Source organism: Balneatrix alpica DSM 16621, from assembly GCF_000619885.1.
GTDB classification, from domain to species: domain Bacteria; phylum Pseudomonadota; class Gammaproteobacteria; order Pseudomonadales; family Balneatricaceae; genus Balneatrix; species Balneatrix alpica.
On the sequence record NZ_JHUZ01000015.1, the window covers coordinates 166,745 to 178,748 of the forward strand.

The window sequence follows — 12,004 nt, forward strand, 5'->3', positions numbered from 1 at the left end:
ATTCTTTAATTTTTTTTTCCAATCCACACAACTAAGCTTTTACAACGAAACAGAGTATACGCGGATTCCTATCTTTGCGCAGCTTTAAGGGCCAACTTGCACTTGCCCAGGCCCTATTACCTTCGCCCTAACAATGCGCTGCGAATTTAAGTTTTGCACCTGGATGACCTGCCCTAAACTACCATCAGTCTGCGCCACCCCCTGAGTATGAATACGCACACTTCCTGCGACCGCATTAATCGTCACCGGAGTGCCTTTCTTAACCAACATCGGCGCCTCCAACATATCTGGCCCTAACACTGTATTAGCACTCAGATGGCGCCTGGTGGTATACCCTAACACCTCCGTTACACTGGTGTAGTACTGCTGACGCAACCCCGATACATCCTGTTCTTCAACTTTGATGCTAGAGTGATCAATCATTTGGTTGCGCGACAGGTTAGTCGCCAGTATCACCACAGGGCGCCATAATTTGATTTCAGCCCCGACATAAACGGACCAACTGACAGGGCCTGCGCAACTTACTTTAATATGTAAACGCCCCAATAAAGTCTTACCCGCATGACTCACCTCCAAGGGCTGGGCACAATCATGTAAGCGCAATCTGGAATCCAGGGGGGCCACCGCCAACTCCAGACGTCCAGATTCAGGAGGATTGGCTTCCAACTGCTCCGCTAAATAATTGATGACCGCCTGGGTCAGATCTTCACTAGTCGCTGCTGTCGCTGAAAAAGACGCGATCAAAGTACTTGTTAGCAGCAGAGTGAATGCAAATGCTTGAGAAAATTGCATGTAACCTTCATTCAAGGGGTTATACTTGAAGCAAATTCTGGCAGAACTCATCTGGACCAGCAATAAAGGGTTCTGGCTTAGCGCCGTAGAGAGACACAAGCATGAATCAGGGAACCTATCAGTCTCCTTCTATTTCCCCACAAGAATTTTCTGCGTTTAAAGACTACTTAGAGAAGGCTTGTGGAATTTTGTTGGGGGATAACAAGCAGTACCTCGTCAAAAGCCGCTTAGGCAGAATTATGGCCGAGCATAAGTTTGCCTCTTTAGGTGAACTCCTACAGCGCATTCAGGGTGGTGCTTTTTCTGGCCTCAAGCAAGAAGTCATCAACGCCATGACCACCAACGAAACCCTCTGGTTTCGCGATATTCACCCCTACAACATCCTACTTAATCAAGTTCTACCTGAGTTGGACGAAAAAAATCGCGGACAAGCACTGCGTATCTGGTCTGCTGCCTGCTCCACTGGCCAAGAACCCTACTCAATTAGCATGATCGTAGAAGAGTATAAGCAGAAGAAACTTGGCTCTCTGCGCGGAGAAGTACGAATCACTGCAACGGATATCTCCACCGCAGTACTTGAGCAAGCCAAATCCGCCAGTTATGAGACGTTAGCACTAGGAAGAGGCTTATCTACCGATCGCTTAAAACGCTTCTTTATTGAGGCCAGTAACGGCAGTTGGGAAGTTAAACGCGAACTCCGTCAACGTGTTGATTTCCGCTCACTCAATCTCAAGGACAGCTTTGTCAGTCTCGGTCGTTTTGACATCGTATTTTGCCGCAATGTCCTGATTTATTTTGCTCCAGAACTGAAGCAAGACATCCTCAGACGCATTCATAAAACATTGAACCCTGGTGGATATCTGTTTGTTGGTGCATCGGAAGCAGTTACCGGCTTAAACGATATCTATGAAATGGTGCAATGTAATCCCGGCATCATCTATCGAGCCAAGTAATCTCCACCTTTTCACTCAAGGCGCCCCGGGCGCCTTTTTTATTGGCACACCCCTTGCTTATTAGTCTTTGTACACAACAAGGAGTGCCGCCATGTCCATCAACTTCAACAACGCTCTTGGTATTCACGCTGATGCGCTGTTGTTCCGCGCCCAGCGGGCTGAAGTCCTGGCAAACAACTTGGCCAATGCCGACACTCCTCATTACAAAGCCAAAGATCTGGATTTTGGCAGCGTCCTAGCGCAAGCAGAAGCGGCAACATCTTTCCACCTGCGGCAAACCCATTCCCGTCACCTTGCCGCTAGTACTGATGCTAGTGCAGAGCAACTTTATACGCACCCTATCCAGCCGGCCGTGGATGGCAACACTGTTGATCCTCAAGTTGAAAAGGCAAAGTTCATGCAAAACGCTATGGACTTCCAAACTAGCTTCACCTTCCTGAATCGTAAGTTTCAGGGCTTAACCCGAGCGATTAAAGGCGAATAAGGAGGCGAATGATGTCACTTAGCAACGTTTTCAGCATCGCAGGCTCAGGCATGAGCGCTCAGTCTATTCGTCTAAATACCACTGCCAGCAATATGGCAAATGCCGACACGGTTAGCAGTAGCATTGATCAAACCTACCGCGCAAGGCACCCGGTATTTGCCACCGCACTTAACCAAGCGATGAAAGACAATGGTTTTAATGCTTGGGAAGATCCACATATGGCCGCACAAGCCAATGCAGGGGTAGAGGTGATGGGAATCGTTGAAAGTGAGGCTCCGTTGCGCTCCGAGTACAACCCTGACCACCCCATGGCCAATGATGAAGGCTATGTGTATTACCCCAATGTGAATGTGGTGGAAGAGATGGCCAACATGATTTCAGCCTCTCGCTCCTTCCAGACTAATGTAGAAATCATGAACACTGCCAAAACCATGATGCAGCGTGTGCTGGTACTGGGTCAGGCGTAAGAGGTGACGCATGAGCGATATTAACAACATCAATAGCAGCGCGGCCACGCAAGCCAGTACCGCTAGCTCGGCAGCCAGCCAAAGTAATCGCACTCAATACGATAGCGATATGTTTATGAAGCTGCTGATCGCCCAGTTAAAACATCAGGATCCTACCAATCCTCAGGACACCACCGACTTCATGGCACAGATGTCATCCCTGTCCACAGTGGAACAAATTACCAACCTCAACAAAACCGTTGAAGGCTTCCAGTCCATGCTGCAATCAAGCGTCGCACTGCAGGCTTCCTCCATGGTCGGCCGCACCGCCTTTGTCGAGGGAGACACTGCCAAACTCCACAGTCAAAGCGGTGAAGTAAAAGGCCTGCTAGATCTAACTAACGCTGTCAGCAATGTGCAGATCGGTGTATTCAGCTCTACCGGTGAACAGGTGGCCTCCCTTTCCTTAGGTGATCTTGCAGCAGGAGAGCACAGTTTTAACTGGCAAGCCGGCAATACCTTGCCGCCTGGCAACTATACCTTTAAGGCCCAAGGCTCTGTGGGTGGGCAAAACACCAGTTTAAAAACCTATATGGGAGTTAATGTCGACTCCGTTTCCTTTAGCGGAACGAGCGGCATGACCCTCAACCTTGGTAATGGACAAAGCGCTTCCGTTGCCAGTGTAAAACGTGTCGGTTGATAAGGAGTTAGCATGTCATTCGCAACAGCCATAACCGGTATCAAAGCGGCATCAACTGACCTCGATGTACGCGGTAATAACATTGCTAACGTCAGCACTGTTGGCTTTAAGTCATCCCGTGTCGAATTTGGCGATGTGTACTCCTCCACTCTTTTTGGTGGCGGCTCTTCAAACGTGCCAGGTGGCGGCGTGAGTATCATGGACATTGCCCAGAATCATAAAGGGGGCACCATTGAATTCACGCAAAACAACCTTGACTTGGCGATTGATGGTGGTGGTTTTTTTCAACTGAAAAACAGCTCTGGAGCCATTACCTATACTCGTGCTGGTAACTTTGAGCTGGTACCCGACGATCCTACCCAGTCTAACTCTGCCACCGGCACAACCAGCATCCTAAAATCCAAGAATGGCTCTGCCGTTCAAGGTCGAATTTACAACGATGCGGGTGTCTTAACCGGCGGTGAGCAGGACATCATTATTACCAGCGCCAATAAAACCAGCGCACCCAAGTCCACTACCAAAACGTCACTATCGTTAAATATTGACTCTCGCCTTGATCCAACCAAACTCAAGACACCCTACAACCCCGCTGACCCCACTACTTATACCTACGGCACTTCAACACGCTTCTATGACAGCTTAGGCAATCCACAAACATTGGTGTATCACTACCTTGAAGTAGTTGATCCTAACCCTCCTAGCGCCACAAACACGCTGACCTACTATCAAGTCAAAGTACATCGTTTAGAGAGCAATGGGAGCTATACAGAACTTCCCCTTGGCCTTAGAGACACAGGAGGAGCAGGAACAACAACCTCACTTGTTGACCAAACCACTTCCGATTTAGTCATGGCCTTTAATCGATCCACTGGTGTATTGGAGAGCGTAGGTTTAGGTAATGTTGCTGCAGGCACCGTAGGTGTCAATCCAGCATTCACACCTACAGCACCTACAACAGGACTGGTTGCCGTTAACAATGGTGCCGCACCTGATATTTTTATTGGCAATACTGACCCGACTAAAGCCCCAACCACCACTTTTCCCAGCACAGTCGCTACAGACTCTGTCATGACGCTGGATGTCTCTGATCATACCCAGTATGCCTCTTCATCTATCATTAAAAGCACTAACCAAGATGGCTATCCTACTGGACAGCTAGCTGGAGTGAAGTTTGAAAGCAATGGAGATTTAGTCGCCAGCTACACCAATGGCCAGTCTAAGAGAATCGCCCAAATTCAACTTTTTTCCTTCGACAATCCACAAGGCTTGCTGCCTGTTGGAGATACCAGCTGGGTATCGACTAATGATTCTGGCCCCCCCGTTGGCAACCCTCCCGGGACAGGCCTGAATGGCTCGCTAAAAGCCGCTGCTCTGGAGCAGTCCAACGTAGACCTGTCTGAAGAACTCGTTGGTCTGATCATTGCCCAACGTAACTATCAGGCAAACTCCAAGACGCTAGAGACTCAGAATGCAGTTACCCAAACCATTCTAAATATCCGCTAAGCCGCCTATAAATGACTAAGCCCTCCAAACGGAGGGCTTAGTTTATTCACTCAGACCGCTACCTCTATGCACTAGACAAAATACTGATGTTCTAGCTGATAGGTATACACATGCCAGGCATGATTCAACACCGCCTCTGCCTGCTTGGCCACCAGAGTGGAATCTGGCACTAACCATCCACCAAAGTCAGCACGCTCATTCACTCCCTGCAACCAAAACACATCGCCATATTGACGCTGTTCGGCAACCAAACCTAGCAAGTTTGAGCCCAGGGTAGTGTTATCCATCCTACCGTTATAATCGGTCAGAAAGTCGCCCTGAACATTGAAGTTTGTGACAGCAGATGCCTTAGTTACATCTAGACCATTGGCATCTATAGTCTGCTGAGACAATCCTGCCGCATCGAATACGATTGCCTGCCCACCCGTTGCTAAAGCCGCTGCAGTTGCCAAACCTCCCCCCAGACTATGCCCAGTGAAAGATAGCTGAATAGCCTGTTCACCCATTAAACCATGAGCGTTGTTATAAGCATCCAGTTTAGCTTGCACCTCTCGCGCAAGGGACACCGCTTGTTGATACTGCTCAGACTGGCCAAAGGCCTGCTCCACATCCTCCACCCAATCCACCGCCGACAATGGTTCCGTCCCCCTGAAGGCAATTACAAGGTCACCTGTCTGGCTATGCTCAAAGATCTTGTAATCCAAACCATTGCTACCGGGCCAATCAATAACACTGCCACCCCGATCGACTTCACGGTAATGAGGGGTCGCAAATCCTTGCTGACGTATATCATCAATACCACTGAAGAGTTTCATGCCAGCTTCTGCAACCAAATAATCTTTCCAGTCATAGGTTTGAGCTGAGAGTCGGGCGAAATCAACCGCCTGCTGGTATTCAGCCTGGGTCAGACCTGAGGGTAATGAGCTCGTTTGCGTCATGAGATGCTCCATTATTGTTATTAATGCACCTGAACCATTTCGCCCCATTCCGTCAGTGCAACAGAAGAGGCACAACGGGCGCTAGACCAAATTCAGCACCAGGTTCGCTGCGGAGCTTAGGATGAGATGAGAGGACGTCTCAATAACAAAAAACGTCGAGATCGATGGCAAAAACGCCTGACTCCAGAAATGCGAAAGCCCAGCTGTTAAGCTGGGCTTTCTGAATTTGGCGGTGAGGGAGGGATTCGAACCCTCGATACGCTATTAACGTATACACACTTTCCAGGCGTGCTCCTTCAGCCTCTCGGACACCTCACCATATTGTCACACCCTTGCGAGTGCGGGGCGTACTTTACTGAACAGGCTTTTGAAAAGCAAGCATTTTTTACAGCGTTCAAGTCGATCGCTTAAAGGCAACGTAACTCCCTTTTAACTGCAGTGCCTCTTGCCCTTCAGACCTAATCCACACTTCTAATTGCAACCTGGCTCGTCCCTTTTGCTGTAACCGCTCTTTAAAACGAGCGGTTAATTCAGACTCTGGCCATGGGCAAAGTGCCATAAAATCTGCCGCCACGGGCGCGAGGTATTTGAGCTCGCTCTCACTCACCACTACATCAAATACATCTACCTCCAACTCCTCCGCTAGCACGGATGTCATACCCCATCCAGCCAAGGTCGCGAAGGCAGCCAGCGAGCCCCCAAATCCCGTGCCCTTGTCGTTCACATTAGGCGCTAAACTAGCAGCAATCTCAAAACCACGCTCAGTTAGGTCAATACGCTGCACTCCCATATGCTGTACCAGGGGAATATTTTCCAGGAGTTTACGTCGGATGCGAGCAGCAGGTGTCATTGATAATTCCTTAACTCCAATTGCTAACAAAGTCAGAGGTTGCCAGAGGCCGTAACGGTGGTGTAATCGGGCCACGTGATCCAATGTATAAAAAACCCACTAAGCGTTCATTTGCCGCCAATCCCATTGACTCACCCAACAGGGGTTCATCACACACCCAGCCCGTACGCCAAATAGCCCCCAATCCCTGCGCATAAGCCGCCAGTAAAATATTCTGTGCCGCCGCCCCAGCTGAAAGGAGCTGCTCTTGTTGCGGCACCTTGGGATGCTCCTGATAACGCACCACTACCGCCACCAAACAAGGGGCACGCAGAGGCATCTTTTCACACTTTTCTAAAAAGGCTTCGGGAGCATCTGGGTTCAACTGCTGTCCCACCTGACGGAACAGTTTCCCTAATTTTTGCCGCGCCTCTCCCTCAATGACTAAAAAACGCCATGGCCGAAGCGCACCATGATCAGGTGCACGCAGTGCGGCTTTGAATAATGCATCCATCTGCTCAGGGGTTGGGCCTGGCTCCACCAAATTGGCGATTGATACACGCTCATGCAGTAAACTTAATGCATCCATCACAACCTCATTCCCGCTCTTACTCTGGTCAGGGCTTGAACCGCGCATCATGACACTCTCCCCAACCTGCACAAAAATATAAGCTTCTCTCTACCAGGAAGCCGATTCTAATCTATTTTTGACTCGCAATCCCACGAGCCCTTTCGCATAATGGTTTTACACACTGCAACACAAAATGGAAAACGCCTATGCAGTTTCAGGACCCAATCACCTTGATTGCCATTGAGGCCGTTGTGGTACTCATCATCCTACTGCTGTTGTTAGGGTTCTACTCGCGCTACCAGAGCAAACGAATCAAACGTCTACGCAGTTTATTAGAAGATCAACAGCATATGCCCGGCTTAGACTTGGGCGAGCTGGAGGATGGCAATACCGGTAGTTACCGACATCACCTAAACCAAGCCATGCTGCAAACTATTAGCAAATATAAAGAACTGCGCCCCGAGCAACCCAATTTCGAATTGCACCCAGATCTAAGCCCTGAAGAACAGACTACTGCTTTGCGAATGGTGTTTCTGCATGCTGAAAAAAATGCCCTGAAATCAACGGACGAAGAAGGCTTTTGGCAATCAATTCACAAAAGCCTCTCCCGCGTTATGGAGGCCTATGGCCAGGCTGCCAAATCTGGCAAAAGCAGTGATAAAGCCGAATTTAATGCAGAAGATGCTAGTCGCGTCAGCGGCCAACCCGCCCAGGAAGCTGAGTTGCTTGGGCATTTGTTCCCTGCCATCGTACGCCTACTTAAACAAGCCCAGGGTGATAGCCAAAATCTCAGCATGCTGACGACTGAGCTGAAAAATACTATCAAGAATGAAAGCTCTCTCGCTAATATCCTAGCGGACACCACGAGCGTTTACGGCCCCATTTTCCCAACCACTCATCCTAAAGCTGCGAATACACTGGAAGAGTGGCAAGGCATTCTGGAACCTTTGAAGCAGGCACAACAGGCCTGCCAAAAAGCACTAAGCCAGGGACAGGAAGCCCCCGTTAATGAACTTGCCCAACTCCAGCTGCAACTACCGGACTTTATGGTTCGCACCAAAGCCAGCATGCCCATCATGCAACAACACCTTAAAGAGGTGAATGAAGCGATAGAAAGCCTGCAAAGTGCCCTTAATAATCTGCGCCCCCGCACTGAACATCACGCTTTTCTAGAAGAGATGATCAAAGAGTTCCGAGATTACCGGCATAACATGCAGCAAGACCTTAATAAGCTGGCAAGTTACTTCAACACTCTGGACACAGCCCTGCAGCAGTTCAGCCTACTGCAGGACTAAAGCCAGTTATTGACGCGCTAAGCGTTGATTAGTCGGCGCTTGCGATGAGGTTGAACGCCACGGATTAATATCCAAACCGCCACGACGAACATAACGCGCATACACTGTCAGTGAGCTAGGCTGGCAGTAGTGCATGATATCGGCAAAGATCTGCTCAACGCACTGTTCATGAAAGTCGCCATGATTGCGATAAGACACGATGTACTTGAGCAAACTTTCTCGATCAATACGATGCCCCTGATAGCTAATCACCACTGAGCCCCAATCAGGCTGCCCGGTTACAGGGCAATTAGACTTGAGCAAATGGGAATGCAGAGTCTCCTCCACCACCTTTTCAGTCGTGCGCAAGAGAGTCGGGGCAGGATGATAGATATCAATTGCAACATCCAGATCATCCAGGCATGCACCCGGTAAAGCGGCTATCACGTTCATCTCTGCCAATTCATGCAACCGCACTTTGACTTCAGCCCCCGCTGCTTTGGAAAGATCTTCAGTCAGATGAGCCAATAAAGCCTGCTCTGTCAGGCGGGTACCGTTAAAGGAGTTGAGATAAAGCTTAAAGGATTTGGACTCGATAATATTGGGTGAGTCACCAGGGATAATAAAACTGGCCATTGCCACTCTCGGCTTGCCTTTTTCATTCAACCAAGACAACTCAAACGCATTCCAAATATCCCAACGATAGCAACGAGTGCCAGAGGCTGGCTGCCAAATTAGCTTACGCTCAATCGGACAGAGCATACTCGGATCATACTGATCGACATACTCGGAGTGGTGCCCAAGAGGAGCACCCGCTTGTTTCAATAAGGATTCAGTCTCGCTCATATACAACTCAATGACGAATGCCGCGTCCGATGCGTAACAAATACATGCAGTAAGCATAAAGGGCGGCATTGAACACCAGAATGATGGTTAACGCCAGCCATAGGTTGATATCCGACACCCCTAAGATGCCATAGCGGAAAGCGTTCACCATATACAGAATTGGATTCGCCTGGGACACCCACTGCCAAAACTCCGGCAACAAACTAATGGAGTAAAACACCCCGCCTAAATAGGTTAATGGGGTCAGCACGAAGGTAGGCACAATAGCAATGTCATCAAAAGTGTGGGCATAAACAGCGTTAACAAAACCTCCCAAGGCAAACAGAAAAGCGGTTAAAAACACCACTAACACCGTCACACCGATGTGATGTACTTGCAGCTTGGTAAAAAATAGCGATAACAGGGTCACGATCAGGCCGACCGCCAGACCGCGCACCACTCCACCCAGCACATAACCATTGAGAATGATCCAATTCGGCACCGGCGAAACCAGCAACTCTTCAATATGTCCCTGAAACTTCGTACCAAAAAAGGAGGACACGACATTGCCATAAGAGTTGGTGATCACAGACATCATGATCAAACCCGGTACAATAAACTCCATATAGGAGTAGCCTTCCATCTCACCGATACGCTCGCCAATCAGGTTGCCGAAAATAACGAAGTACAGCGTCATGGTGATGGCCGGGGGCAGCAGCGTCTGTACCCAAATACGGACAAAACGACGAATTTCCTTGTGAAGGATAGTGGTAAAGGCCACGTAGAGCTCATAAGCACTCATTGCGCTGCCTCCTTGTCGGCCTTGGATTTAGCGACCAGAGCAACAAACAGCTCCTCCAAACGATTCGCCTTATTACGCATACTCACTACCTCCAACCCTTGCTCAGACAAAGAAGCGAATAAGGGGTTAAGCCCAACATTCTTATTCACCTGCACCTGAATACTGTGCTCCCCTACCCACTCCATTGGATAAGCAGCTAACAGCGGCAAAGGCTGCTGCGGGATGTCATCACGAATATCCAAAACGAAGGTCTCGGTATTTAGCTTGCGCAGCAACTGACGCATGCTGGTGTTCTCCACAATGCCACCTTGATCAATGATCGCGATGTTGCGACAGAGACTTTCCGCCTCCTCCAGATAGTGGGTTGTGAGAATAATTGTCGTGCCTTCCTCACGATTGATTTTTTGCATAAAGTCCCACATGGAACGGCGTAACTCGATATCCACTCCCGCAGTGGGTTCATCCAGAATTAACAGGCGAGGTCGGTGCACTAAGGCACGCGCAATCATGAGACGGCGCTTCATTCCTCCCGACAACATACGAGAACGCTGATCCCGCTTATCCCACAATCCTAACTGACGCAACAACTCATGTGTGCGAGGACGAGCCTCCCGCAGCGGCATGCCATAATAGCCAGCTTGATTTAGTACGATATCCTCAACGGTCTCAAACTGGTTAAAGTTAAACTCCTGAGGTACGACCCCCAGCATTTTTTTCGCCTGGGTGGTCTGCCGCTCGATATCAAAGCCAAATACCCTGACATCCCCTGCGCTTTTACGCACCAACGTAGAAACAATTCCCAGCGTAGTCGACTTACCGGCGCCATTTGGCCCTAACAAGGCAAAGAAGTCTCCCTGTTCAACCTGGAGATCAATACCCTTCAGGGCTTCAAATCCGTTACCATAGGTCTTACGTAATCCTTGAATGGCTAACGCTGTTGTCATAAATACTCCCACGCCTGTTAGGCTCCCCAATGTGCGGTGACCTCAGCAGCTTTTCAAGACAAAGCTATTAACATCACAGCGTTTCCTTAATAGAAACTATCAAAACGGCCTAATCGCATGAATGATCAACAGTGGTTCGACCACCATCTCAACTGCTTGCAAACCAGCTGCAAAAAACTGCAACAGCAACCCGAGTTGGCAAATCCCCAACGTGACGATGACCACTACTTTATCGATAACGTTCGCGCACTAATCGAGCACATGAGCGAACATCAAAGCGGTTACTACGAAGAAGGACAGGACGTAATTTTACAGTGGATCCGCCTCTACCCTCAGCATAGCCACCTGCTAGATCGCGACCTGCTGTGGTTTTTTGGTGGCGACTGCCTGCAATACCTAGATGACGAAGAAATTGACTTCTACCAACGCATGGAAGATTACCGCTATGCGGCTCAAGAACAAGGACTGGAAGTGGATTATGCCAGCCTGAAGGCACGCTTTGGCAAAGAAGTGCACTAATCTCAAGCGCAGGCATATCCCCTATGCCTGCGCACGCTTCCCGCCGACCAAGAGCCTCATCCCTAAAAAACCCTGCTTCAACCTTGGACACTGGCCACCACAGTACAACCTGCACAAAGTCAGCGAAAACTTTGTCAATACAACTAAGCGCAAACAGACATCCTCAGAGGCATTAACAAAAGATAGCAACAAGCCTCGACCGCCCATGGGTGCTCATCGGCTCAAAAAGCTAGAAGGCGTTGTTTATATGGGAAGCGTTAAAGCCAGAAAAAACCGCACGCTGTCTAGACATCGTACAGTACAGGCTTGAGGAGATATGAGGTATGAATTGGAGCGGGAAACGAGACTCGAACTCGCGACCCCAACCTTGGCAAGGTTGTGCTCTACCAACTGAGCTATTCCCGCGTGGCGTCCCATAGGGGGT

General features: G+C 49.3%; 14 protein-coding genes and 2 tRNA genes. 7 read left to right on the forward strand and 9 right to left on the reverse strand.

Annotated features, from left to right (window positions below; translation table 11 throughout):
- Positions 1-84: 84 nt before the first annotated feature.
- Positions 85-792 carry a flagellar basal body P-ring formation chaperone FlgA gene (gene flgA, locus Q334_RS18500; protein WP_051527636.1) on the reverse strand — a complete coding sequence of 236 codons (708 nt, stop codon included), beginning with the start codon at positions 790-792 and terminating at the stop codon, positions 85-87.
- Positions 793-893: 101 nt separating this feature from the next.
- Between flgA and Q334_RS0108340 the strand changes: the two genes are divergently transcribed.
- From Q334_RS0108340 to Q334_RS0108360, 5 genes are all read left to right on the forward strand, one after another.
- On the forward strand, positions 894-1,745 hold the full coding sequence (locus Q334_RS0108340) for a CheR family methyltransferase (protein WP_035461148.1): 852 nt from the start codon (positions 894-896) through the stop codon (positions 1,743-1,745).
- A gap of 91 nt (positions 1,746-1,836) precedes the next feature.
- Entirely contained in the window at positions 1,837-2,229 is a 393-nt protein-coding gene (flgB, locus tag Q334_RS0108345) for a flagellar basal body rod protein FlgB (RefSeq protein ID WP_027312809.1), read from the forward strand.
- An 11-nt stretch (positions 2,230-2,240) separates the two neighbouring features.
- Positions 2,241-2,696 (forward strand): flagellar basal body rod protein FlgC, encoded by a 456-nt coding sequence (gene flgC, locus Q334_RS0108350; RefSeq protein WP_027312810.1) that lies wholly within the window; start codon positions 2,241-2,243, stop codon positions 2,694-2,696.
- A 10-nt stretch (positions 2,697-2,706) separates the two neighbouring features.
- The gene (locus tag Q334_RS0108355; protein ID WP_027312811.1) at positions 2,707-3,375 is read left to right on the forward strand and encodes a flagellar hook assembly protein FlgD; all 669 of its coding nucleotides are present in this window, start codon (positions 2,707-2,709) and stop codon (positions 3,373-3,375) included.
- Positions 3,376-3,387: 12 nt separating this feature from the next.
- A complete protein-coding gene (locus Q334_RS0108360; RefSeq protein ID WP_027312812.1) occupies positions 3,388-4,878 on the forward strand; it encodes a flagellar hook protein FlgE in 1,491 nt (496 codons plus the stop codon).
- A gap of 71 nt (positions 4,879-4,949) precedes the next feature.
- Here the strand turns inward: Q334_RS0108360 and Q334_RS19965 are convergent, their stop codons facing one another.
- The 4 genes from Q334_RS19965 to Q334_RS0108380 all read right to left on the reverse strand — a co-directional run bounded on the left by Q334_RS19965 (position 4,950) and on the right by Q334_RS0108380 (position 7,285).
- Positions 4,950-5,816 (reverse strand): lipase family protein, encoded by an 867-nt coding sequence (locus tag Q334_RS19965; RefSeq protein WP_027312813.1) that lies wholly within the window; start codon positions 5,814-5,816, stop codon positions 4,950-4,952.
- A gap of 227 nt (positions 5,817-6,043) precedes the next feature.
- Positions 6,044-6,134: transfer RNA gene (locus tag Q334_RS0108370), tRNA-Ser, on the reverse strand.
- A 76-nt stretch (positions 6,135-6,210) separates the two neighbouring features.
- Positions 6,211-6,666: a YiiD C-terminal domain-containing protein gene (locus Q334_RS0108375; protein ID WP_027312814.1), complete on the reverse strand. Its 456-nt coding sequence runs from the start codon at positions 6,664-6,666 to the stop codon at positions 6,211-6,213.
- Positions 6,667-6,676: 10 nt separating this feature from the next.
- Positions 6,677-7,285, reverse strand: coding sequence for a nitroreductase family protein (locus tag Q334_RS0108380; RefSeq protein WP_245593670.1), 609 nt, complete (start codon positions 7,283-7,285; stop codon positions 6,677-6,679).
- Positions 7,286-7,422: 137 nt separating this feature from the next.
- Here Q334_RS0108380 and Q334_RS0108385 point away from each other — a divergent pair, with 137 nt between their 5' ends.
- A complete protein-coding gene (locus tag Q334_RS0108385; RefSeq protein ID WP_027312816.1) occupies positions 7,423-8,511 on the forward strand; it encodes a hypothetical protein in 1,089 nt (362 codons plus the stop codon).
- A gap of 6 nt (positions 8,512-8,517) precedes the next feature.
- Here Q334_RS0108385 and queF read toward each other — a convergent pair whose 3' ends face one another.
- Genes queF through Q334_RS0108400 form a run of 3 tightly spaced genes read right to left on the reverse strand, consistent with a single transcriptional unit; the run spans position 8,518 to position 11,061 of the window.
- The gene (gene queF / locus Q334_RS0108390; RefSeq protein WP_051527637.1) at positions 8,518-9,336 is read right to left on the reverse strand and encodes an NADPH-dependent 7-cyano-7-deazaguanine reductase QueF; all 819 of its coding nucleotides are present in this window, start codon (positions 9,334-9,336) and stop codon (positions 8,518-8,520) included.
- Between the two features lie 7 nt (positions 9,337-9,343).
- Positions 9,344-10,117, reverse strand: coding sequence for an ABC transporter permease (locus Q334_RS0108395; RefSeq protein ID WP_027312818.1), 774 nt, complete (start codon positions 10,115-10,117; stop codon positions 9,344-9,346).
- Positions 10,114-11,061, reverse strand: coding sequence for an ABC transporter ATP-binding protein (locus Q334_RS0108400; protein WP_027312819.1), 948 nt, complete (start codon positions 11,059-11,061; stop codon positions 10,114-10,116). The genes Q334_RS0108395 and Q334_RS0108400 overlap by 4 nt, the downstream gene beginning before the upstream one ends.
- A 117-nt stretch (positions 11,062-11,178) precedes the next feature.
- On the opposite strand from Q334_RS0108400, the gene Q334_RS19970 reads away from it, so the two are divergent.
- Positions 11,179-11,580, forward strand: coding sequence for a PA2817 family protein (locus Q334_RS19970; RefSeq protein ID WP_051527638.1), 402 nt, complete (start codon positions 11,179-11,181; stop codon positions 11,578-11,580).
- Positions 11,581-11,909: 329 nt separating this feature from the next.
- Here Q334_RS19970 and Q334_RS0108410 read toward each other — a convergent pair.
- Positions 11,910-11,985, reverse strand: a tRNA-Gly gene (locus Q334_RS0108410).
- Positions 11,986-12,004 lie beyond the last annotated feature (19 nt).

Excerpts from the sequence above, each read along its gene's own strand:
- flgA (WP_051527636.1), bottom strand. The coding sequence starts at position 792 with ATGCAATTTTCTCAAGCATTTGCATTCACTCTGCTGCTAACAAGTACT.
- Q334_RS0108340 (WP_035461148.1), top strand. The coding sequence starts at position 894 with ATGAATCAGGGAACCTATCAGTCTCCTTCTATTTCCCCACAAGAATTT.
- flgB (WP_027312809.1), top strand. The coding sequence starts at position 1,837 with ATGTCCATCAACTTCAACAACGCTCTTGGTATTCACGCTGATGCGCTG.
- flgC (WP_027312810.1), top strand. The coding sequence starts at position 2,241 with ATGTCACTTAGCAACGTTTTCAGCATCGCAGGCTCAGGCATGAGCGCT.
- Q334_RS0108355 (WP_027312811.1), top strand. The coding sequence starts at position 2,707 with ATGAGCGATATTAACAACATCAATAGCAGCGCGGCCACGCAAGCCAGT.
- Q334_RS0108360 (WP_027312812.1), top strand. The coding sequence starts at position 3,388 with ATGTCATTCGCAACAGCCATAACCGGTATCAAAGCGGCATCAACTGAC.
- Q334_RS19965 (WP_027312813.1), bottom strand. The coding sequence starts at position 5,816 with ATGACGCAAACGAGCTCATTACCCTCAGGTCTGACCCAGGCTGAATAC.
- Q334_RS0108375 (WP_027312814.1), bottom strand. The coding sequence starts at position 6,666 with ATGACACCTGCTGCTCGCATCCGACGTAAACTCCTGGAAAATATTCCC.
- Q334_RS0108380 (WP_245593670.1), bottom strand. The coding sequence starts at position 7,285 with ATGATGCGCGGTTCAAGCCCTGACCAGAGTAAGAGCGGGAATGAGGTT.
- Q334_RS0108385 (WP_027312816.1), top strand. The coding sequence starts at position 7,423 with ATGCAGTTTCAGGACCCAATCACCTTGATTGCCATTGAGGCCGTTGTG.
- queF (WP_051527637.1), bottom strand. The coding sequence starts at position 9,336 with ATGAGCGAGACTGAATCCTTATTGAAACAAGCGGGTGCTCCTCTTGGG.
- Q334_RS0108395 (WP_027312818.1), bottom strand. The coding sequence starts at position 10,117 with ATGAGTGCTTATGAGCTCTACGTGGCCTTTACCACTATCCTTCACAAG.
- Q334_RS0108400 (WP_027312819.1), bottom strand. The coding sequence starts at position 11,061 with ATGACAACAGCGTTAGCCATTCAAGGATTACGTAAGACCTATGGTAAC.
- Q334_RS19970 (WP_051527638.1), top strand. The coding sequence starts at position 11,179 with ATGAATGATCAACAGTGGTTCGACCACCATCTCAACTGCTTGCAAACC.